The 22,400-nt window shown below is 42.5% G+C and carries 21 protein-coding genes, 3 tRNA genes and 1 rRNA gene; 19 read left to right on the top strand and 6 right to left on the bottom strand.

Annotation, left to right across the window (positions count from 1 at the left end; translation table 11 throughout):
* Positions 1–11 precede the first annotated feature (11 nt).
* The 3 genes from rrf to AEQ18_RS15175 all read left to right on the top strand — a co-directional run bounded on the left by rrf (position 12) and on the right by AEQ18_RS15175 (position 1,000).
* A 5S ribosomal RNA gene (gene rrf, locus AEQ18_RS15185) occupies positions 12–127 on the top strand.
* A 15-nt stretch (positions 128–142) separates the two neighbouring features.
* Positions 143–216: transfer RNA gene (locus AEQ18_RS15180), tRNA-Asn, on the top strand.
* A 148-nt stretch (positions 217–364) separates the two neighbouring features.
* On the top strand, positions 365–1,000 hold the full coding sequence (locus AEQ18_RS15175; RefSeq protein WP_054117199.1) for an HAD hydrolase-like protein: 636 nt from the start codon (positions 365–367) through the stop codon (positions 998–1,000).
* Between the two features lie 38 nt (positions 1,001–1,038).
* Here AEQ18_RS15175 and AEQ18_RS15170 read toward each other — a convergent pair whose 3' ends face one another.
* A complete protein-coding gene (locus tag AEQ18_RS15170) occupies positions 1,039–1,395 on the bottom strand; it encodes an iron-sulfur cluster biosynthesis family protein (RefSeq protein ID WP_054117198.1) in 357 nt (118 codons plus the stop codon).
* Positions 1,396–1,774: 379 nt separating this feature from the next.
* Here AEQ18_RS15170 and AEQ18_RS15165 point away from each other — a divergent pair, with 379 nt between their 5' ends.
* A complete protein-coding gene (locus AEQ18_RS15165) occupies positions 1,775–2,209 on the top strand; it encodes a universal stress protein (RefSeq protein ID WP_054117197.1) in 435 nt (144 codons plus the stop codon).
* A gap of 347 nt (positions 2,210–2,556) precedes the next feature.
* Positions 2,557–3,288, top strand: a complete 732-nt coding sequence (locus AEQ18_RS15160) for a hypothetical protein (protein WP_160316063.1) — start codon at positions 2,557–2,559, stop codon at positions 3,286–3,288.
* 73 nt (positions 3,289–3,361) lie between these two features.
* Here the strand turns inward: AEQ18_RS15160 and AEQ18_RS15155 are convergent.
* Positions 3,362–3,434: transfer RNA gene (locus AEQ18_RS15155), tRNA-Thr, on the bottom strand.
* Between the two features lie 182 nt (positions 3,435–3,616).
* Between AEQ18_RS15155 and AEQ18_RS15150 the strand changes: the two genes are divergently transcribed.
* Positions 3,617–3,690: transfer RNA gene (locus AEQ18_RS15150), tRNA-Asn, on the top strand.
* Positions 3,691–3,814: 124 nt separating this feature from the next.
* On the opposite strand, the gene AEQ18_RS15145 is transcribed toward AEQ18_RS15150, so the two are convergent.
* Together AEQ18_RS15145 and AEQ18_RS15140 are read right to left on the bottom strand one after the other, a co-directional pair.
* Positions 3,815–5,188 (bottom strand): hypothetical protein, encoded by a 1,374-nt coding sequence (locus tag AEQ18_RS15145; RefSeq protein WP_054117195.1) that lies wholly within the window; start codon positions 5,186–5,188, stop codon positions 3,815–3,817.
* The gene (locus AEQ18_RS15140) at positions 5,185–5,574 is read right to left on the bottom strand and encodes a GntR family transcriptional regulator (RefSeq protein ID WP_054117194.1); all 390 of its coding nucleotides are present in this window, start codon (positions 5,572–5,574) and stop codon (positions 5,185–5,187) included. Before AEQ18_RS15140 ends, AEQ18_RS15145 begins: the two co-directional genes overlap by 4 nt.
* A 167-nt stretch (positions 5,575–5,741) precedes the next feature.
* Between AEQ18_RS15140 and AEQ18_RS15135 the strand changes: the two genes are divergently transcribed.
* From AEQ18_RS15135 to AEQ18_RS15105, 7 genes are all read left to right on the top strand, one after another.
* Positions 5,742–6,758, top strand: coding sequence for an acyltransferase family protein (locus AEQ18_RS15135; protein WP_054117193.1), 1,017 nt, complete (start codon positions 5,742–5,744; stop codon positions 6,756–6,758).
* 123 nt (positions 6,759–6,881) lie between these two features.
* The gene (locus AEQ18_RS15130; RefSeq protein WP_054117192.1) at positions 6,882–8,210 is read left to right on the top strand and encodes a C1 family peptidase; all 1,329 of its coding nucleotides are present in this window, start codon (positions 6,882–6,884) and stop codon (positions 8,208–8,210) included.
* 193 nt (positions 8,211–8,403) lie between these two features.
* Positions 8,404–9,444 (top strand): PDDEXK nuclease domain-containing protein, encoded by a 1,041-nt coding sequence (locus AEQ18_RS15125; RefSeq protein WP_054117191.1) that lies wholly within the window; start codon positions 8,404–8,406, stop codon positions 9,442–9,444.
* Between the two features lie 229 nt (positions 9,445–9,673).
* Positions 9,674–11,062, top strand: a complete 1,389-nt coding sequence (locus AEQ18_RS15120) for an L-cystine transporter (RefSeq protein ID WP_054117190.1) — start codon at positions 9,674–9,676, stop codon at positions 11,060–11,062.
* Between the two features lie 139 nt (positions 11,063–11,201).
* Positions 11,202–11,981, top strand: coding sequence for a tyrosine-protein phosphatase (locus AEQ18_RS15115; RefSeq protein ID WP_054117189.1), 780 nt, complete (start codon positions 11,202–11,204; stop codon positions 11,979–11,981).
* A gap of 36 nt (positions 11,982–12,017) precedes the next feature.
* On the top strand, positions 12,018–12,209 hold the full coding sequence (locus tag AEQ18_RS15110; protein ID WP_054117188.1) for a hypothetical protein: 192 nt from the start codon (positions 12,018–12,020) through the stop codon (positions 12,207–12,209).
* Positions 12,210–12,223: 14 nt separating this feature from the next.
* On the top strand, positions 12,224–12,982 hold the full coding sequence (locus tag AEQ18_RS15105; RefSeq protein ID WP_054117187.1) for an acyl-ACP thioesterase domain-containing protein: 759 nt from the start codon (positions 12,224–12,226) through the stop codon (positions 12,980–12,982).
* 52 nt (positions 12,983–13,034) lie between these two features.
* Here the strand turns inward: AEQ18_RS15105 and AEQ18_RS15100 are convergent, their stop codons facing one another.
* Positions 13,035–14,003: an asparaginase gene (locus tag AEQ18_RS15100; protein ID WP_054117186.1), complete on the bottom strand. Its 969-nt coding sequence runs from the start codon at positions 14,001–14,003 to the stop codon at positions 13,035–13,037.
* Between the two features lie 86 nt (positions 14,004–14,089).
* Here AEQ18_RS15100 and AEQ18_RS15095 point away from each other — a divergent pair, with 86 nt between their 5' ends.
* From AEQ18_RS15095 to AEQ18_RS15085, 3 genes are read left to right on the top strand one after another with little or no spacing between them, the layout of a single operon-like run.
* Positions 14,090–14,920 carry a DUF72 domain-containing protein gene (locus tag AEQ18_RS15095; RefSeq protein WP_054117185.1) on the top strand — a complete coding sequence of 277 codons (831 nt, stop codon included), beginning with the start codon at positions 14,090–14,092 and terminating at the stop codon, positions 14,918–14,920.
* Positions 14,921–14,928: 8 nt separating this feature from the next.
* Positions 14,929–15,783, top strand: coding sequence for a Cof-type HAD-IIB family hydrolase (locus tag AEQ18_RS15090; protein WP_054117184.1), 855 nt, complete (start codon positions 14,929–14,931; stop codon positions 15,781–15,783).
* A 32-nt stretch (positions 15,784–15,815) separates the two neighbouring features.
* Entirely contained in the window at positions 15,816–16,340 is a 525-nt protein-coding gene (locus tag AEQ18_RS15085) for an HAD family hydrolase (protein WP_054117183.1), read from the top strand.
* Positions 16,341–16,399: 59 nt separating this feature from the next.
* On the opposite strand, the gene AEQ18_RS15080 is transcribed toward AEQ18_RS15085, so the two are convergent.
* The gene (locus tag AEQ18_RS15080) at positions 16,400–17,749 is read right to left on the bottom strand and encodes an aspartate kinase (RefSeq protein ID WP_054117182.1); all 1,350 of its coding nucleotides are present in this window, start codon (positions 17,747–17,749) and stop codon (positions 16,400–16,402) included.
* Positions 17,750–18,109: 360 nt separating this feature from the next.
* On the opposite strand from AEQ18_RS15080, the gene ezrA reads away from it, so the two are divergent.
* The 3 genes from ezrA (at position 18,110) to thiI (ending at position 22,385) form a co-directional block, all read left to right on the top strand.
* On the top strand, positions 18,110–19,831 hold the full coding sequence (gene ezrA / locus AEQ18_RS15070) for a septation ring formation regulator EzrA (protein WP_054117180.1): 1,722 nt from the start codon (positions 18,110–18,112) through the stop codon (positions 19,829–19,831).
* A 178-nt stretch (positions 19,832–20,009) separates the two neighbouring features.
* The gene (locus tag AEQ18_RS15065) at positions 20,010–21,152 is read left to right on the top strand and encodes a cysteine desulfurase family protein (protein WP_054117179.1); all 1,143 of its coding nucleotides are present in this window, start codon (positions 20,010–20,012) and stop codon (positions 21,150–21,152) included.
* A gap of 27 nt (positions 21,153–21,179) precedes the next feature.
* Complete coding sequence (thiI, locus tag AEQ18_RS15060; RefSeq protein WP_054117178.1) at positions 21,180–22,385, top strand: tRNA uracil 4-sulfurtransferase ThiI; 1,206 nt, start codon at positions 21,180–21,182, stop codon at positions 22,383–22,385.
* Positions 22,386–22,400 lie beyond the last annotated feature (15 nt).

Raw genomic sequence — 22,400 nt, 5'->3', positions numbered from 1 at the left:
CAATTGAATAGTGTGGTGGCGATAGCAAGAAGGATACACCTGTAACCATGCCGAACACAGAAGTTAAGCTTCTTAGCGCCGATTGTAGTGAAGGGTTTCCCTTTGTGAGAGTAGGACGTCGCCACGCGTTTCTTTTTTTTATTCCGGCATAGCTCAGTTGGTAGTAGCGCATGACTGTTAATCATGATGTCGTAGGTTCGAGTCCTACTGCCGGAGTCTTTTGATAGCTGAGGCTATCTTTTTTTATTTTCAGAAGTGATTGGTCAAGGTTATGCTTGATCGATCACTTTTTTTTATTGATTTGCTTGCAAACAGATCTTTCTTTATACTATTAATAAATAGGAATGATACGAGGAGTGATACATTGACGACCATACTATTTGATTTAGATGGTACGATCATAGATTCTAGTGAGGGAATCTTTTCATCGATCCAATATGCCATGGAAAAAATGAATCGGGCATTTTTAGATTTGGCACAGTTAAGGGCTTTTGTGGGGCCGCCATTATATGCATCTTTTTTGAATTTGGGATTTACCGATACTGAAGCAAAAACAGCAGTGGATTATTATCGAGAAAATTATCGTCAAAAAGGCATGTTTCAAGTGACACCATATGAGGGGATCGCAGAAGTTTTGGCTACGCTCTCTGAGGCGCATGCACTTTATATAGCTACGTCTAAACCAGAAGTGTTTGCAAAGGAGATACTAGCATATTTGGACTACACGAAATACTTTAACGGGATCTACGGTGCAGATATGGAGAACAAGCGTGGCACTAAAGGGGCCGTCATTGCCTATGCTTTAGAAGCCATCCATTCCACGGTTGATCAAAAGACCGTGATGGTAGGGGATCGTTCACATGACATACAGGGCGCGAAGGAAAACCAATTGGCGGCGATCGGTGTTTTATATGGTTTTGGTGATCGACAAGAGTTAGTTGCAGCAGGCGCATGTGCGATTGTTCAACAGCCTATAGACTTATTGAAAATACTGAAATAGAAAACGGGCTTTTCCTGCTGAGAGGAAAAGCCCGTTTTTTATGACTCGACGGTTGTGATTTGCGGTTCTTTTTCAAGCATCAGGTTATTATCGAGGTAACCACCTTCATTTTTCAAGATCAATGTCCCGGATGTGGGATGTACTGTCAGAATCAAATGGCCGGTTAAAAACATTTGATCATAGGTCGATGTGAAAAAAGTAAAGCGATTGCTTGAAACCACCTCACTATATCGAGGGAGTGGTTCAGTGATAGGTGTGACCAAAAAACGTTCACCAATCATACAACAGCCCGCAGCTGAAGAAAATTGATTTGATCCATCATTGCTTGTGATGATATACAGCTGGTAGTTTTTGGGAAAACGCGCAGCTGCTTCTGGTGTAATCTCAAGTTCCATGAGAAAGACCTCCAATTGAGTAGGAAGCAAAGCACTTCCTTTTAATAAGTGTACAAATAGAGTGTAGCACGAGACATGAAAAACCAAAAATAATTCGATTATCAATCAAAAAATCTTAAAAAACAGCCATCCGATAAGCGCAATGATACACATAAATAAGAGTAAGTAAAGCAAGAGTGTAAAAAGAGCTTGGAAGAAAGAACGCATAGCTAAGACCTCGAATCCTTTTCTTTTACTATAATCCTATTGTTTGCGTGCAGGAAGATAGTTAGTAGAAACATAAGAAAAGCTTTGGATTTAAGTTTTTAGCGAAAGCGCTTGCTATATCATGGTGATGAATAGCAATACCTGTTAAAATAAAGGTAAGGAGGGGATAGCTATGTTGTCAAACTGTCAAAATGTTTTGGTTGCATTGGATGGGTCAGAGCAGTCTGAAAAAGCCTTTCAAGAAGCCCTAGTGATTTGTCGTAGAAATAAAGCCAAATTGTTTATCCTTTCAGTGATCAATAATGCAGAACTATCAACCAGTGCCTACGCTTTTGCCAAAGTGTTTGATCAAGAAAAAACCAAAGTTGAAACAGAGATGTTAAAGAAGATTTATGATGCCAATAAAGAAGGGGTAGAGGATGTAGCAGTCATTGTTGAGGTGGGCGATCCTAAGCGGTTTATTATTCATGCCGCGACAGAGGTCTATCCAATCGATTTGATCGTCATGGGTGCTACTGGGAAAGGTACGTTAACCAGAGCAGTGGTTGGCTCAACGACGGATTATGTAATCAACCATTCAAAATGTACGGTGCTAGTCGTAAAATGAACTGAATCTGATAAAAAACAAAAGTATGTTTTAAAAAATAGAAAAGAATCAAGCAGATCAATCCATCAAGGTAGCTGTTTGGTTCTTTTTTAGGATAGAAAAACAGATCTGATTGACTTGATTGTTCACGATTCTATCAAACAGGTTATTCAAAGCGGTTATGGTATACTTCTTCGTAATAGCGTCCTACTTGTTTTTAATTGAATGAAAAAGGTGAGGTGAATGAGGTGATCAATCGTATAGAAAAAAATACTTTATATCGTTCAATAGTTCATGTAAGTAGTCTGATTTTTTTATTTGTCTTTTTGTTTATTTTTACACATCAGCAAATGTGGATCAAAGGCATCATGCAACATTATTTTGAAGTAAATATACGTTCTCTGCTGCTGTTTTTTTCAGCCAGCGATCGCTTTCAGACATTGAAAGACTATCTGTTGCAGATGGGGATGGAGATGGCGGGATTGATCGCTGTCGAATTGCTCATCATTGTGACAGGACTATCCATTGTCGGTTATTTTTTATGGAAACTGCGTGTTGACCGTTGGTATCTCAGTGAAAAGATTCTGGCTGCAGGGTATCTGATATTGGTGGGTTCTTCAGTTGTGGTACTCGTGAAGATGGGGGTAGAGGGCTATCAAACCTATAGCACGATTGTCCATAGCGTGAATCAATTGAGTATGCAAGAAATAAGCGATTTACAGACACAATTGACCTCGGCCTTTTTTGATACGAGTTTTTCAGTGGATGGCCTGATAGCCAATCTCGCTTCGCTACTCGAGCAAATAAGAAGTATCATCCAGAAAACAAATGAAATTGCGGCAATCCCATCATTGTTAAGCCAAAGTTGGAACCAGATTTTATTGCTGAAAAACAGCCTGATTGGTTGCGTGATCGCTGCAGTTCTTGTGATTGTCATCGCCCATGGATTGGCTTTGATCAATTTGTTAAAAAAGAATAACTACATTCAGATGAAATTAAAGATGCGTAAAAACACACGGCAAAATGAAATAAATGAGCAGCTGAATACCGTCATCAAGCAGCAAAAAGAGTTGATTGACTTACTATCGAAAAACGACTAGTTCTAAAAATTGTGTAAGTGAATATAGATGACTGCACAAAAAAGACAACGTCCGATAAACGTTGTCCTACCAAAGCCACTTGACGGGCTTGAACCGTCGACCTCATCCTTACCATGGATGCGCTCTACCAACTGAGCTAAAGCGGCGTGTTATTTAACACAAGATATAGCATACCGTAAAGAAGCGGCTTTGTCAATTAGATTTTTGCTGGAAGATAGGCAAAAGTAGGCAGGGGCGGTTGTCAAAAAAAGATGCAAAAAAAAAGCAAAAAGACCGAAAATATACTTGCTAAATTATCTGACTATTTGGTATAGTACTTATAGATTATTCCGGCATAGCTCAGTTGGTAGTAGCGCATGACTGTTAATCATGATGTCGTAGGTTCGAGTCCTACTGCCGGAGTTGATAGATCTGTCTAGGTCTATTTTTTTTGCGCAAAATAAAGAGCACGATTGAATCAAAAAATCACTGACAGCGGAAGACATACTCCGTCAGTCAGTGATTTTTTTGTTGAAAGAGGCGTTGTTTACTCTCTGTCCATCAATTGCTGGTATAGTGCGATCGTCTGCTCTGGATCTTTGTTTGTATAGTAGATGAGACGGTCAGTGGTTTGGATTCTCAGAAATGCAGGTGCCTGTAAGTCAACATAGAGGTTGGCACTTTCACCATCTACCAAGAACGAGCCTGTTGCATAATCACTAGTTGCCATACCGACTTTCTTTATAATCGGGGTAGGCAATGCGTCAACCAAAGCAACGTCTTCGATAGCAGAGACAGGGACGGTGGTTTTTGTCGTAAAGGGAGCTGAAAAGATCACTTCTTCTTTCGCTAGCTGCCCTTGTAAAGCGTCAGCAGTGAAATCCAACTGATAAAGGGGGACGATGGCGATCAGCATGACACCAATCAGTACAATCAGCGTACCAATGCCAATCACTTGCCCACTGCGCTTGCCTAGGTTGATACCAATGTTTAACCCGATTCGATCGGGAACGAATAGTCTGTCATCATTTGGATTGATATAGACACCATAGCGCCAGTACACATCTTCTCCATAATATCTGGGTTTTTCTGCCTGGTTGAGGAGTTGGTCTTGTTTCTTGCGTAAAGTCAGTAAGGCAAGGAAGGTAAATAGAATACTCCCAATTGTCAGTAAAATAAATAGGATACTCATGAAAATGCCCCAAAATCCGTGGGCGTTGATCGAGATCAAAGGGATGAACAACATCAGGCTCGTACCTGTTGCTAAAACGACAACCGTCAGGGACCAATAATATTTGGTCAGATCATTGATCTGCTGATCAATCAGCGAATCCCCTGCGACACCTCTGACCGGTAAACGCCGGATCGTCCACCACAAGGCAAGAAAGAGGAGCAGCAGACAGCCATTCAGCAGCAACACTCCAATAGTTGTGGTTTGATCGGAGGATTGCCATGCTTGATAACCACTGCCAACCATGAGGGCAAGTGGGGGGAGAAACCAACCAAGGGAAAGCATCTGGCGGTTTTTCTCTTGAACGATTTTTGTATCGATCCTTACGGCATCAATGGGCAATAACCACGCTTGATCGACAATCAGTTGGCGTAATCTCCCTATATAATGGATTTCCAATAATTGACAGCAACCAATCAAGGCAAAGAGATAGACAAAAAACAAGGTAATGGTGATCGAGTCAGATAGATTGAACAAAAAAAGCAGACTTGCTACACTGAATAGAGCCATTAATTGCAAGATGCGCTTGCGGTACGCCTTGACCAATTGAGTGACGGATGGATGGGTCAAGTGTTCCGGTGCGAATGTGTTTTCTAGGAGGACATTCTTGTGCGGCTTGCTGACCAAGCGTAGACTAAAGCCAAAAATCAGACACATCAATAATGCAGTCGGGAAGAAGATGAGATTCATTCGAAATCACTCCTTTCAGGAAATTGTGCCAATAATGTATGGATATCTTGCTGCAATGACTCTTTGGTTTTTCCGTGTAGCAGCGCAGTTGCTAATTGTACTTCTAATTGATGAAGGTACGTACTAGATTCACTGTCTGTAAAGGTTCTGGGTGTGGCCACTGCGGTACCTTTGCGCCGATCGGTAATCAGCAACCCATCTTCTTTTAATGAGTTATACGCTTTTGAAATAGTCATGGTGTTGATACCAATTTCATTGGCCAGCTGTCGTACAGATGGCAGCAATTCACCAGATCGTAAGTCACCTTTGGCAATACCAAGGATGATTTGTTCCCGCAGCTGTTGATAGATGGGTTGATTGCTTTGGGTTGCAATAGAAAAAATCATATGCCTTCACTCCTTTGTATTATTAATATTAATACAAAGAATACAAAAAAGCAACTATCTTGTAAGCAAGCTGTCATGTCTGTTGTTTAAATTACATCGTTTTGTAAACAACTTAAAATGTCTTTCCCGTAAACTATTCGTAGAGTATTCAATGAGGAGGAAATAGTATGAGCCAATCGCAAAGAACGGCTTACTTTGATAATGCGAAATTTTTGTTAATGATATTGGTGGTCTTTAGCCATTTGCTGCAGTCTTTTATTGGTGACCACAAATTTTACCATGATTTATACTATTTTATTTTTACGTTTCACATGCCTGCATTTGTTTTTTTATCAGGTTATTTTGCAAAACCTTTGACGAAAGGGTCAAAGGTCACTATCTTGATCAAAAAGTTTTTGCTGCCATATCTGTTCTTCCAAGTGTTTTATATCGTTTATTATTGGTTGATTGGCTTACGAGAAACACCGAAGATACAATTGCTCAATCCCCAGTGGGCACTGTGGTTTTTGCTTAGCATGTTCTTTTGGCAATTGTCGTTGTTTGTTTTCCAACGTTTATCTGCAAAGCAGGCTATTTTTATCAGTATTGCCTTGAGTCTGTGTGCCGGCTATTTGCCTTTTTTAAACCAAATTTTGACATTGCAGCGGACATTTGTCTTTTTGCCATTTTTTATCATTGGTTTTTACTTTCCCAAAAACGATATGGCCTTTTTACAAAAGAAAGGGATGCGCTGGCTGAGTTTGACGTTTCTGCCAATCATTTATGGCTTCATTGCTTTTTTCCATGGGATGAACAAGTACATGGTCTTTGGCTCTAAACCGTATGAGGATTACTTGAGTTATCCGCTGTTCGGCGGTCCCCTCAGAGGTGTGTTTTTCCTCATTGGGCTGATTGGCATCATCGGCTTTATGCGGATCGTTCCCCGAGAGAAAATGTTTTTTACTAAATGGGGAAAGAATACACTGCTGGTTTATTTGCTACAAGGAATTTTTATCAAAGGGTTGCGGGCTTTGAATATCATGGATCTGAACCTTTCCTTATTAGGTTTTGTGACCTTGATTCTGATCAGTGTACTGCTGACCATTTTGTTGGCCAGCAAACCGATAAGAAAAGCTTATGGCCGATTTGAAAATGGCTTGTCCTTTGTATTGCCAGGCTTGTTGGCCGTACTGCTCTTTATGTGATCCTGTAGGAATAAAATGACAATCCTTCAATCAATGGCATGTGGATTTCTTTGATTGGACGGTTGTCATTTTTTATTGGGAGGCGTAGAATAGAAGGAACGAAATGTGAAGGGATGGAGAAATATGTCAGAAATTTCTAAACAAACAACAGCTGATTTTGCCGCAGCTTATCTAGAAAACAACAAGCAAAATGCCTTGCAACGAGGTGTTGTCAAAAATGGGATCTCAGCTTCTGCAGAAAATGTCAGTGCGAAGATCGTGAATGTACCTGTCTTTTCAGTAGATGTCACGACAGGAAAAGTAGCCAATCAAAAACAATCTGGTCGTTGCTGGATGTTCGCGGCATTGAATACTTTCCGCCATAAAATGCTGAACAATTTCAAGCTGAAAGATTTTGAGTTGTCTCAAAACCACACCTTCTTTTGGGATAAATATGAAAAAGCCAATTATTTTTATGAAAACATTTTGGCCACTGCTGCAGAACCTGTGACAAGCCGAAAAGTGGCTTTTCTGTTGCAAACACCGCAACAAGATGGTGGACAATGGGATATGATCGTCTCGATCTTTCAAAAATATGGTGTTGTACCTAAAGCAGTCATGCCTGAAAGCAGCAACTCCTCTAATTCCCGTGACCTCAACAATTATTTAAACAAAAAATTACGTAAAGATGCTGTCGCATTGCGTAAGCTGGTTGACGCAGGTCAATCTGATACAGAAATTCAAACGGCCAAAGAAGGAATGCTGCAAGAAGTCTATAATTTCTTAGCCACTTCATTGGGCACACCACCAGAAACCTTTGACTTTGAGTACCGCGATGAAGAGAAGAACTATCATATCGATCGTGACTTAACACCGCAAAGCTTTTATGATAAATATGTTGGTGTGGATCTAAATGAATATGTCAGCATCATCAATGCCCCAACAGCAGACAAGCCTTATGACAAATCCTATACAGTTGAAATGCTAGGCAATGTGGTGGGTGGTAAAGAAGTCAAATATTTAAATGTCGATATGCCAACGTTCAAAAAAATGGCCATTGCGCAACTTGAACAGGGAGAATCTGTATGGTTTGGTTGTGATGTCGGTCAATCTTCCACACGAGATTCTGGGATCATGGCACTGGATGCCTATGATATGAATGATTTGTTTGATGTGGACTTTACGATGACAAAAGCGGAACGTTTGGACTTTGGGGAAAGCTTGATGACCCATGCCATGGTTTTGACAGGTGTTGATATCATTGACGGTGAATCCACCAAATGGAAAGTTGAAAACAGCTGGGGTGAAAAAGTCGGTACAGATGGCTTCTTCGTGATGAGCGATGAATGGATGGATGAATATACGTATCAAATCGTCGTTCGCAAAGAATTTTTGTCACCAGAACAATTGGCCGCTTTCGAAGCAGAACCAAAAGTGTTGGCACCGTGGGACCCAATGGGGGCATTGGCATAATCCCTCAATGGACATGTTTCTGTATAATTAGATGATCGCAATAAAGGAGCCTTGATGGAACCAAATCAAGGCTCTTTTTGCTGTGTATTCAAACGATTCCTGGGTGAATGGCGTATCTTACTTATGTATCATATGATGGGAAGTCATTTTCAGGACTGAACAATCTTATATGAACATGAAAGGAGTACGAAGAATGACAGATAAACATGAGGCACACACGTTTGATTCGGATATTTTGTCTGATATCCAAGAGATCATCTCAACATCAAAGGCGCAAGCGATTCGCAGTATTGATTTTCAAAGAGTGCTGATGTATTGGCAGATTGGTCAAAGAATCGTTGTCGAGGAACAAGACAATCAAGAGCGGGCAGCATATGGCAAATATATGATAGATAATTTAGCAATCGTGTTATCAAAGGAGCATGGGCATGGTTTTTCAAAGCGTTTGTTAGAGCTGGCTAGACAATTCTATATCGTTTATCCAAAAGTGAACGCACTGCGTTCGCAATTGAACTGGCTACAATATCGTCTGCTGTTTCGAATCAATGATCCTGAAAAACGAGAATACTATGCACTAGAAGCCGTCAATAATCATTGGACTGGCCGTGAGTTAGAACGGCAAATCAATTCTCTATTGTATGAGCGATTGTTGATGTCTACGGATAAAGCATCTGTATTGCAAGTCGCAAGAAAGCAACGTTTGCCGACAGATCCACGAGAAATCATCAAGGACCCTATGGTGCTGGAATTCTTAGGTCTGCCTGACCAGTCTGCTTATCACGAAAGCCAATTAGAAACCGCATTGATCAATCATTTAGAAGCATTCATGCTTGAACTAGGCAATGGGTTTTCATTTGTGGCCCGGCAAAAAAGAGTCATATTGGAGGATGAGGCCTTCTTTATTGATTTGGTTTTTTATAATCGTTTATTGCGGGCGCATGTAATCGTTGAAATCAAAACCCGCAAGTTGACCCATGGCGATTTGGGTCAGCTGCAGATGTATGTAAACTACTATGATCGGGTGGAGAAACTAGCGGATGAGCAGCCAACGATAGGGATTTTATTGTGCACAGAGAAGAATGATCGTTTGGTCAAGTTTGCATTGCCCGACACCAATCAAACGATTTTAGCCAGCAAGTATGAGATGATCTTCCCAAGTGAAGCACGTTTATTGGCAGAAATTGCTAAAGTTGAGACGCGTTTGGCACAGGAACAACAACACCCATTTGATTGAGTAAAATAACACTTTTTTGTGATTTGGTATAGATTGTGTGCGCTTTTTTCTGAGAAAAAAGCCATTCAAGAAACTTATTTATTGTAAGATTTCCAAATCTTCTTTAGAATGGAATGGTCACTAATGATGCCACACGTCTCATTAGAGTGCACTGTTGAAGAATGGTCACTGGGAACCTTTACTTCCTTCGACAGACTTTGTCATCTTATATTATTTTAGGAGGATTCAAATGACAAATCTGTTCACTGTAATTGTTGTACTTATTTTTGCTGCCCTTATTTATGGGTTCTATTTGTTGCAAAAGCGCCACGTGAAATTCTCGACGCGGGTCTTTGGTGCATTGTTTGCTGGTATCGTGTTCGGCGGTATTTTGCAATTGGTTTTTGGCACTGGTTCTGATGTAGTAGCCCAATCTTTGGAATGGATCACCATGGTGGGCAGCGGGTATGTTGCTTTGCTGCAAATGCTGATCATGCCCTTGATTTTCGTATCGATCGTTGGTGCATTCACCAAGATGAAAGAAAGCGAGAAAATCAAGAAGATCAGCTTTACGGTCCTGGCAACGCTGTTGGGAACGACAGCGATCGCTGCGTTGATTGGGATCACGATGGTCATGGTCTTTGGTTTAGATGGTGCCAGCTTTACAGAAGGTGCTACTGAAACAGCGCGGATCGCTGAATTGGCGGAACGTTCGACACAAGTTCAAGACTTATCGATTCCGCAACAAATCGTAGCCTTTATCCCAAGCAATGTCTTTGCTGATTTTGCAGGCACCCGATCAACCAGTACGATCGGAGTGGTCATTTTCTCTGCCTTCGTAGGGATCGCCTTCTTGGGTGTCAAACGCAAATCGCCGAAAGAAGCAGAAATGTTTGCCAACTTGATGGATAGTTTGTATAAGATCGTGATGCGTATCGTGACACTCGTCTTGCGTCTAACGCCTTATGGTGTCTTGGCTTTGATGACCAATGTCTTGGCGTCTAGTGATTTTGCGGCGATCTTGAATCTAGGTAAATTTATCTTGGCCTCTTATGCAGCCTTGATTTTGGTTCTATTGGTCCACTCACTGCTGTTGATTGCAGTACGGGTCAACCCAGTAACGTATTTCAAAAAAGCTTTCCCAGTCTTGAGTTTTGCCTTTACCTCTCGCTCGAGTGCAGGTGCGTTACCGTTGAATATTGAAACACAAACGAAAGCTTTGGGTGTGGATGAAGCAACAGCAAATTTTGCGGGCAGTTTTGGCTTATCCATTGGTCAAAATGGCTGTGCGGGCGTCTACCCAGCAATGCTGGCAACGATCGTAGCCCCAACGGTGGGAATCAATGTATTTGATTGGCAATTTATTTTATTATTGGTGGCAGTTGTCACGATCAGTTCTTTTGGTGTGGCAGGCGTCGGTGGTGGAGCGACCTTTGCTTCATTGATCGTTTTAGGTTCGATGAACTTGCCAATAGCAATCGTTGGACTCGTGATTTCTGTGGAACCTCTGATCGATATGGCTCGGACACTGGTAAACGTCAGCGACAGCATGGTGGCTGGTGTTGTGACCAGCAGTCGTATCAATGAGTTGGATCGTTCTGTGCTGGATGATACAGCCGCTGTGATCGAAGCGGAATAAGTGTTCATTTGATATATGTCGAGGAAAGACTGCGTGTGGTCTTTCTTTTTTTGTCCACAAAAAGTAGATGGAAGTTTCTTACATCTACTAGGTGCTTTCTGCTATACTTTTAAGTATAAATAGTCGGGAGGTAAAGAAAATGTCACAATTGATTGAATTAGAACAAGCTGTGAATGTCCGAGAACTAGGCGGATATCAAACAAAGTATGGGCGTCTGATCAAAGAGAAAAAGTTGATTCGCAGCGCAGCTATCAGTGATCTGACGAAAGCAGATCAAGTAAAATTGGCTGAATATGGGGTCAATCAAGTGGTTGATTTTCGTTCGCTGGACGAAAGCCGTGCCCAGCCTGATCAGGCGATCGAAGGGGCAAAAGAAGTATTTTTACCTATTTTTCAAGAAGATGAAACCATGGTGTCATTGTCCCCTGAAAGTTTGAAAAAACGCCTTGATGATGGGGAAGATGCAGAAGAGCAAATGAAAAAAGTGTATCGTCATTTTGTTGAAAGTCCCTATGCCTGCAAACAATATCGGCAATTTTTTGATCAGATCATCGAAAATGCCCCTTCAACAGGTGCTACCTTGTTTCATTGTACTGCTGGGAAGGACCGTACTGGTTTTGGCGCGTTCTTGTTACTGCATGTACTCGGCGTCGATGCGGATACGATCAAACAAGATTACTTGGCTACCAATCGTTATTTAGGCCCAATGTTGAAAGCAAAATTTGAACCGATGGCAAAAGATCTTGGCGATGATTTGTTGAACGCCATTTCCGTGTTGATGCGGGCTGAAGAAAGTTTCCTAGATGAAAGTCTGACAACGATCAAGGCGCGATACGGATCAGTGGACCATTACATTGAAAAAGGATTAGGCTTGCGCAAAGAAGAACAGGCGTATTTGGTTGCACATTTGACACAGTAATGAATCAGATCAAGCTAGGAAAATCTTTTCTTATCGGTGCACAAAGGGACATTGACACCACAGGGTGGCGGCAATGTTGCGCCATTCTTTTTTACAGCTGCAGTACAACACGCAGCCGATTTTCGGCTTGGCAGTGGACAAGGACCGTTTTATTATTTAATGATCCATCTAAATCAATTTGGCGCAAGGTATGGATCAACTATTGATGACAGCTTGAGCCGTTTTTAGGAGGCAGTAGTTTTATGGCAGCAAAGTACCAAACCACGCATGAAGTTGCGTATTATGAATGTGATATCAATCAAACGATGACCTTTCCTGCGATGTTAAGCGTGGCAATCAAAGCATCAGAGGAACAAAGTGAACAATTAGACCGTGGCGCAACAGTGATCGGTGGGTATGGATTGTCTTGGATCATTACAAGCTACCACATCTTGGTCACAAGGTTGCCAAAAGTGGGAGAGCAGATCCAAGTTGTGACCCAAGCCAAGGAATACAATAAATTTTTTTGCTACCGTTACTTTTGGTTACTGGATGACCAAGGCAATGAATTGGTCAAAATTGAGGCTGTCTTTGCCTTGATGAATCCTGAAACCCGTAAGGTCAGCAGTGTACCTGATGAGATCGTGGCACCTTATGGCAGTGTGAAGATCAAGCGCATCAAACGTTATCCGAAGATTGAGCCGATCACGGAAGGTCGATCTTTACCGTATCGTGTCCGTTTTTATGATATCGATAGCAACCAGCATGTGAATAACGCGATTTATTTCAATTGGCTTTTGGATGTACTGGGTCATGATTTTCTGACGAAACATCTCGTACAAGAAGTGACGATTCGTTTTGATCGCGAAGTTGCCTATGGCAATCTGATCGATAGTCATGTCCAAATCAATGAAGCGCTGACATTGGATACAGGGGAAGTCCGTCCATTGCAGACCCTTCATGAAATCAAAATTGCTGATGTGACTTATTGTGAGGCTGTATTTACTTGGCAAGAGAGATAATACAAAACAAACGTCCTGTGTTCTTTTGGAAGAATGCAGGACGTTTCTTGGTTTAATTTTCCATAAAGGCGCTTAATTCAGGCAATGTCAGGCCTCGATTTTTGGCAATCAGCAATTTGATACGCGCTTTTTGACTATTGATGCTGTTGCAAAAAATAATCCCGAGTTGCTGCAATTCAATACCGCCGCCTGGGTAATCGTAGACAGGTTCTGCGATCCCATTGAAGCAGCGAGAAACTAGCACGACTGGAATTTGTCTGTCAATCAGCTTCTTTAGTGGCTCGATGGTTTGCGGCGGCAAGTTGCCAGCACCGAGGGCTTCAATCACTAAACCATCGATCTGGGAATCTGCCAGTGCCTCAAACAGTTCTCCAGTCATGCCCGCGTATGCTTTCATGATTGGAAAGAGGCCATCGACGCGATCAACATCTATTTGTTGGCTGTTCAATAATTCTTGCATGAAGAGGATGCGATGCTTGGTCACTAATCCGATTGGGCCTAATGTAGGCGTACGGAAAGTCGCAATGTTGGTGGTATGGGTCTTGGTCACATAGCGGGCAGAATGAATTTCATCATTCATCACGACCAAGACACCTTTATTGCTGGCTTCAGGACACTTTGCTACCCGAATCGCACTTTCAAAATTGTATAGACCATCACTGCCAATCTCATTGCTGGAGCGCATTGCACCAGTAATCACGATCGGTAACTGACTGCCAATCGTCGTATCTAAGAAAAAGGCGGTTTCCTCTAATGTGTCTGTTCCGTGGGTGATGACAACACCTGTCACGCCACTGATATGGGCCAATTGGATACGTTCTTTCAATTGCAGCATTTCTGTTGGCGTCATGTGGGGGCTGGGAAGATTGAAGATATCCTCAACGATCAATTCTACATCTTCGTCAATGTGGATCGGCGCATCCATTAAAGGATTGCTCACGTCTGGGCTGACACCGCCAGTCAGTGAATCTTCTTTCATGGCGATCGTTCCGCCAGTATGTAGTACGAGAATTCGTTTCATTTTTTTCATCACCTGCACTAATTATTTACGCTTCACTCTAAACTATTGTATACTATTGAAATGAGAAGACAAGTGAGGTGTCAAAAATGATCCGCATAGGCTGTACGACATTTAGTGAACACGGGCGTCTGGTAGACCGGAAAAGTTCAAAATTATTTGAATATGCCCGCTATTTTCCAATTGTAGAGCTGGATACGACCTATCATTTTTTGCCCAAAGAAAAGGATGTCCGTAACTGGTTGACTCAGGTGCCGGACAATTTCCGCTTTGTCCTGAAGGTACATCAAAGTATCACGACTCAAGGGGCGTTGCCGGAAGGCATGACATTGGAAGAATCATTGCAGCGTTTCAAAGAAGCGATTGCCCCAATGGTTGAAGCAGGGAAACTGTTTTGCCTACTGGCGCAATTTCCTAATCAGTTCAAATGCACCAAGCAGCATGTTGCCTATTTAGGGCAAGTGCGAAACTGGTTTCCTGAGTATCCATTAGCAATTGAGCTGCGGGATCAAAGTTGGTATCAACCGGCTGTCTATTCCTCCATGATCGACTTTATGAAAGAGCGCCAATTGTCATTGGTGGTCGTAGATCAGCCCAAACGTTTGTCTACAACGATCCCTTTAGATCTAACCGTGACCAATCCGGCCTTTGCTTTGTGTCGACTGCACGGACGAAATGATAGCGGCTGGACAGCAACCGGTCCAGAAGCAAAAAATTTGCGTACATTGTACCGATACAACGAGAAAGAAATCAATGAATTGTCGACTGCTGTACGATCCGTGGCTGAGCACGCCCAAGAGACAGCAGTGATCTTTAATAACAATGCCGGTCGAGATGCCGCGGACAATGCGCGCGCGATGATCAGTCAACTGCAATTGAACTATGAAGCATTGAATCCCAACCAATTAGCGTTATTTTGAGGAGCCCTATGATTAAAGCAATTTTTTTTGATATCGATGGCACACTGATTGCCAATAACGGCAAAGCCTTATCTAGTACCCGGGACGCCATCAAACAAGCCCAAGAAAAGGGGGTCTTGTGTGGTGTGGCGACCGGTCGCGGTCCAGTAGACTTAGATAAAGTCGTCGACTATCTGTCTTTAGATATGTTTATTACATACAATGGCCAATTTGTTTATACCAAAGAAAGTCTGATTTATGCCAAACCATTTTCGAAGAAAACGTTGGAAACGATCGTTGATTATGCGGACGAAAACTATCGGCAAGTGATGTTTGGCGGTGAAACGCAAGTCGCAGGCAGTTTGACGATTCGTCTAAGCCAATCTCCCAGCATGCAACGGTACTTGCGTTTTGTACCGAAGAAATTTCCTGTGGGTTTTTTGAAGAAATTGCTGCAGCGTTTTAGTCCGAACCGTAACGCAAAACGTTATGAGTCGTTAGATATTTTACGGGAACCAATTTATCAATGTATTATGTTGAGTCCCGAATCTGAAAAGCAAAAATTGATCAATAACTTGCCCCAATGCGACTTCAAACGTTCGAATGCTTATTCAGTGGATATCGTACCCAAACGAGGGTCAAAATTACGAGGGATCAAAGAATTCCTTGCCTATGAAGGGATTGCTGTCGAAGAAGCGATGGCTTTTGGTGATCATTTCAATGATGTTGAGATGTTAGAAGGTGTGGGGATTGGTGTGGCGATGGGGAATGGGCAAGACGTGACCAAAGACAGTGCGGATTATGTCACCGCTTCTAACGATGAAGATGGCATTCAACAGGCTTTGATCCATTTTGGCATTATCGACGCCAGTTCAAAAACATAAACAGCTATTCTAGCGAGAAAAGAGGAAGATCTATGCGTCCATTTGAGATGACTGAAGAATTTCACCGCACCTTTGACCCCACCTGTCCCACGATCCCCCAACCATTTTCTTATGAGAAGGCCGTCTTCCGCGGTGGTTTCAAAATCGAGGAAATCGTTGAATTTATTTATGCAGCCAGCAACAACGACCAAGAAAAATTTTCTGCCGGTCTTTCTCAGTTGCATGAAGCGATTGATCAAGCTGAGCAGAAACTGATGGCCAAAGGGCAGCCGACTGAAGATTCTTTTACGGAACAAGTGGATGCCCTCTGTGATTTGCTTTACTTCACCTATGGCTCATTCTCCCTTATGGGGATCGATCCAGATCCTTTGTTAGCCATTGTCCATCAAGCCAATATGGGTAAATTGTTTCCTGATGGCCAACCCCATTATCATCCAGAAACCCATAAGGTCATGAAGCCAGCGGACTGGGCAGAACGCTTTGCCCCAGAACGCAAAATCAAAGCGGAGATCGCCCGGCAAATCCAAGCCAAACAGGCACAGGACCCGCAATCTTAAAAAAATGACCGCCAACAATGCTGCACTTTGGGCATTGTTGGCGGTCATTTTATATGTGGTCAATCGAAAAATGTGTAGTACAAGGTCCGAACTGCAGCTTTTTCTTGCTCTTTGTGGATACCGAACATGATGCTGACTTCGGAAGAACCTTGATTGATCATTTCTAAGTTGATATTTTTGCGGGCTAGGGCTGCGGTACTGTCTGCAGTGATCCCCACACGCTGACGCATACCTTCGCCTACGACGACGACCATCGACAGATCATGGGTGATCCGTAACTCATCCGGATCAATTTCATAAGCAATTTTTCTTAACAACGTTTCTTCTAATTCAGCGGTTAATTGATTGGAACGCATGATGATCGAGATGTCATCGATTCCTGAAGGCATGTGTTCATAATTCAAATCAAGATCACGGAAAATCTCCAGTACCCGCAAGGTGAAACCGACTTCGCGGTTCATGAGGTACTTGCGGATATAGATCATGCAAAACCCTTCGTCGCTGGCGACACCAATCACAGGTTGTTCGAGATTATCTCGGTGATTGGTGATCCGCGTTCCAGGGTGACTAGGATTGTTGGTATTTTTGATCACAACAGGAATCTTTGCATGATAAGAAGGCATCAATGCTTCATCATGCAAGACGGTGAACCCGGCATACGACAATTCCCGCATTTCTCGATATGTCACTTCTTTGATCGACTCAGGGCGATGGACATAACCAGGATGTGCTGAAAATATACCATCCACATCCGTAAAGTTTTCATATAGATCCACTTGCAATCCAGCCGAAACGATTGCACCTGAAATATCAGAACCGCCACGGGAAAAGGTGCAGATGTCTCCAGCTTCGGTATAACCGAAGAATCCGGGGATCACCAAGATATCTTGACTGTCATGCCAAGCATGAATATTTTCATAAGATGTGTTCAGAATGCGGGCATTCTGCGGCTCATCCGTCACGATCATCCCCAATTCCTGCGGATTCATGTAGCGGGCAGGTAATCCATTGCTTTGTAAGATACCCGCAATCAATTTGGCGTTGTTGTCTTCGCCGCTGGCCAACACGGTATCATAAAAATGCGGATTGTTTTCATAGGGCAATGTGACAAATTGTTGTAATGAGCTGCGGATGGCCATTAAATGGTCAGTTGCAATCTTAAATGGGGCAGCGATTGCTTCATAACGGCCATAGATTTCGTCGATCAAACCATCGATCGGTTCATTGGCACAACGGGCAGCACAAACTGCTAAGAGCAAGTCTGTCACCTTTTTGTCTGAGGGATTGCGCTTACCAGGGGCAGACACAACGATAAAACGCCGCTCAGAATCTTCTTTGATAATATCAACTACCTTTTGAACTTGTTCAGCCGAGGCGAGAGAACTGCCTCCAAATTTTGCTACTTTCATTTGACATACTCCTGTTCAAGCTTTTTACTAGAGTACAGTTTCGTATTTGATAAATCAAGCTGTTTCTTGAAAAAAAATGATAAAATGTATAAAAAACCAATTATCTCCTGTAAATTTTCATCAATTGCTTTCCATTTCACTGAAAATAGCACCAAACGAAAAATGGGTGCCAAAAAACTCAATCTTTTTTGCCTCAATCTAATGCTTGATTTTTTTCTTTATGCTATAATCTAGCGTAGATGCTTTTTTATAAAGGGAACTTCTGTCCTTTTGTGAAAAGAGCCCCGAAATCAAAATCAATCTGCTGTTGGGCAGATTTCAGACGCAACATGTATATTTGAAAATTGGAGGAACCACAACATGGGAACTAATATCATCTTCGGCATTGTCATTGCAATTATCGTCATTGCAGCGATTCTATATGCAATCGGCTATTTTATGCGAAAGAAAAACCAAGAAAAGCTGAATGTCTTGGAAAAGCGCAAAGAAAATCTGTTTGACTTGCCAGTCATAGAAGAGGTCGATGAAGTCAAACGTATGCACCTTGTCGGACAGAGTCAAAATACGTTCCGGGAATGGAACCAGCAATGGACAGATATCTCAACGAAGTCATTTGCTGAGTTGGAAAGTCAAATTTTTGAAGTTGAAGAGCTGAATGAGCGGATTCGCTTCTTTAAAGCCAAAGGTGCAATCGAACAAGCCGAAGCAACCATGAATGATATGGAAAGCCAAGTCGAAGAGATCCGTGCAGGATTGAAAGAATTGCGTGAGAGTGAAGAGCGTAATTCATTAGAAGTCCAAAAAGCGCTAGATGTTTATGAAGAACTGAAGAAACATCTTCGTGAACAAGGTGAAGAGTTCGGACCAGCCTACAACGAATTACAAAAACAAATCAAAAATATCGAAATTGAATTCACGCAATTTGTGACATTGAATACATCAGGCGATCCAGTTGAAGCCCGCGAAGTCCTAGATCAAGCGGAACAACACACCTATGAAGTCGAAGATCTGATGAAACGTATCCCGGCTGCGTATGAAGACTTGAGCCGGACTTTCCCAGACCAATTAAAAGAGATCCAAGACGGGTACCAAAAACTGCTTGATCAAAAATATGTCTTTCCTGAACAGAATTTCCAAGATGACATCAATCGTGTGAAAAAACGTGTGGAAAACTCAACCAATGATCTTGCCAAAACAGAAGTGGCTACTGTCGAAGTTGCCAATCGTGATACGGCCAGTGATATTGACGGCTTGTATACCGTTATGGAGCGGGAGATCAATGCCAAGAAATATGTGTTGAAGAACCGCCAAGTGATCGTTGATTACATTGAACATGCCACAAAGAATAACCGTCAATTGTTGATCGAATTGGATCATACCGCACAAAGCTATACGTTGAATCACAATGAATTGGGCCGTGTCCGCGGCTTCCAAACGGAAGTTGATGAGTTGGCACGCCGGAACAGTGACTATTTACCGCAACTTGAAAATCATGAAATTCCTTATTCAGAAGTGCAAAGCTACTATAAAGATGCCTACAAAATCCTTGATGACGTCGAAAGTCAACAAGTTGAGATCGATGAATCATTGGCAGAATTGCGCCGTGGTGAAAAAGTTGCCCACGAAAAAGTGGAAACCTTCGAGTTCCGTTTGCGCAACTTGAAACGCTTCGTCGAAAAACAACGTTTGCCAGGTTTGCCAGGAGAATACTTAGAATTCTTCTTTGTGGCTACAGATCGTGTCGAAGATCTTGGGAAAGAATTGAACAAGATCCGCATCAACATGCAAGACATCAACAAATTGGTTTCTGTCTGTGAAGATGACCTAGATCTCTTAGATGAACAAACCCACGATTTAGTCGATGCGGCAGCGTTGACGGAGCAAATGATGCAATATGCCAATCGTTACCGTCATTCCCATCCAGATATCAAAGCAGCCATCGACAAAGCCTTGTATCTTTTCAGCAAAGAGTATCGCTATCAAGATGCATTAGATGAAATTGGGACAGCTTTAGAACGTGTCGAACCAGGCGCCTTCAAACGAATCGAAAACTTTTATTTCAATAACCGAGATTTAGTCTAATCCCAAAGCCAGCCAGTGCAAAACGGCTGGCTTTCTTTCTGCGATCGATCAGTGCATGATGATCTGAATGACACAATAGCCATTCTTTATAAAATCGCAACATTGATGAACAAACCTTGAAAGTGTCAGCTGCACCAGTTATAATGGGAAAGAATTTTTTAGAGAAAGGGTCCTATCATTGATTTATTTTGACAACAGTGCCACAACAGCCATCTACCCTCAAGCTTTACATACATATACACAAGTCAGTCAGCGCATCATCGGTAATCCCTCCAGTCTCCATGATTTAGGCAGTCAATCCAATCGGTTGCTGCAGCAATCAAGACAGCAAATTGCAAACATGCTATCTGTCAAATCATCTGAGATCGCCTTTACAAGTGGTGGAACAGAAGGGGACAACTGGGTGCTGAAAGGAACTGCATTAGCCAAGAAAGCCTACGGCAATCATTTGATCATATCGAGTATTGAACATCCAGCTGTAAGTGAAACTGCAGCGCAATTAGCAGAAATGGGCTTTGACGTTAGTATTGCACCAGTTGATGGACAAGGCTTTGTCAACGTCGCCGCACTTGCCGATATGATCCGCAAGGAAACGATTGTGGTATCGGTCATGGCAGTCAACAATGAAATCGGCAGTATTCAGCCCATCAAAGAAATTGCGGCTGTCCTTGACGCCTATCCGACAATTCACTTTCATGTGGATGCTGTCCAAGCCATCACTAAAGTAGCCCAAGAGGAATGGCTGCCAGCCCGCGTCGATTTTGCAACATTTTCTGCCCACAAATTTCATGGGCCACGAGGTGTGGGGTTCATATACTGGAAAGAAGGCCGAAAACTAGCGCCTCTGATGACAGGCGGTGGGCAAGAAAACAACCAGCGCAGCGGTACTGAAAACGTACCAGCGATTGCTTCCATGGCCAAAGCCTTGCGCTTAGCCGTAGAACAAAAAGCTGAAAGACCAAAACATGTGCAACAATTAAAACAATACTTACTGGAGGCTTTGGCCAGCTATGAGAAAGTCACCTTATTTTCTCGTACTGAAGGCTTTGCCCCACACATCCTCTGCTTTTCATTAAAAGGGATCCGTGGTGAAGTATTGGTCCATGCATTTGAAGAAAAGCAAATTTATATATCTACTACCAGTGCCTGTTCTTCCCGCAAAAAAATGGCCAGCAGCACGTTGCATGCCATGCATGTCACCAATGACTTAGCGACATCAGCGGTGCGTATCAGTTTAGATGAGAGCAATACAATGGCAGAAGTCGAGCAATTCTTGATCGTCTTTCATCAACTGTATCAGAAGTTTTCTAAAATCAACTAATCAATCGACAGAAAAAGGAGTTTATTCGTGAATTATACAGAAATCATGGTTCGTTATGGCGAACTATCTACCAAAGGGAAAAACCGTCGCAGCTTTATTATGCAACTGGCAGAAAATGTGAAACGGACGCTGGCAGATTTTCCTGATGTGAAGATCCATGCCGAAAGAGATCGGATGCACTTATTGTTGAATGGCGCTGAAGGTCAACTGATCATACCGAAGCTGCAGAAAGTCTTTGGTATTCAAAATTTCTCACCAAGTATTCGTGTCGAAAAAGATATCGACGTCTTAAAAGAATCCGTTCGCACATTGATGAAAGAAATTTATACTGGGGAAGAAACCTTTAAGATCACTGCCAAACGCAGCGATCATACTTTCATCCAAGACAGTAATGAACTGAATCTGACTTTAGGGAATGCCGTGTTTGATATTTTCCCAGATATCCGCGTGCAAATGAAGAAACCAGATATCAATCTGCGGGTAGAGATTCGGATGGATGGCGCTTATTTGTCTTATGAAACGATCCAAGGTGCTGGCGGTTTGCCAGTGGGAACTAGTGGGAAAGGGATGCTGATGCTGTCTGGCGGGATCGATTCACCAGTTGCTGGCTATTATGCCATGAAGCGTGGGGTCGAGATCGAAGCTGTCCATTTTGCAAGTCCACCATACACAAGTGAACAAGCGTTGCAAAAAGCCAAAGACTTGACCGAAAAATTGGTGCCCTATGTCGGCAGTATCCAATTTATCGAAGTGCCCTTTACCGAAGTGCAAGAAGAAATCAAAAACCGTGTGCCGCAAGGCTATTGGATGACATTGACCCGACGGATGATGCTCAGAATCACAGACGCGATTCGGGAACAACGCCATGGATTGGTGATTTTGAATGGTGAATCATTAGGGCAAGTGGCTTCACAAACTTTACAATCGATGGTTGCAATCAATGAAGTAACAACCACACCCATCATCCGCCCAGTGGCAACGATGGATAAACTAGAGATCATTGATGTTGCCCAAGAAATCGACACGTTTGACCTTGCGATCCAACCTTTTGAAGACTGTTGTACAATTTTTGCGCCGCCACAACCAAAGACACGGCCAAAATTGGAGAAAGTTCATTTGTATGAGGCACGTTTAGATATTGAGGGAATGATCAGCCGTGCCATGGCGGGGTTGAAAATCGAGCAAATCACTGCCAATCAAACCAAGAACGAAGAGTTTGCTGATTTTTTATAAAAAGCTGAAAAATAA

The organism is Enterococcus sp. RIT-PI-f (genome assembly GCF_001297065.1).
Taxonomy (GTDB): Bacteria; Bacillota; Bacilli; order Lactobacillales; family Enterococcaceae; genus Enterococcus_D.
This window is presented reverse-complemented; position numbering and strand designations above follow the sequence as displayed.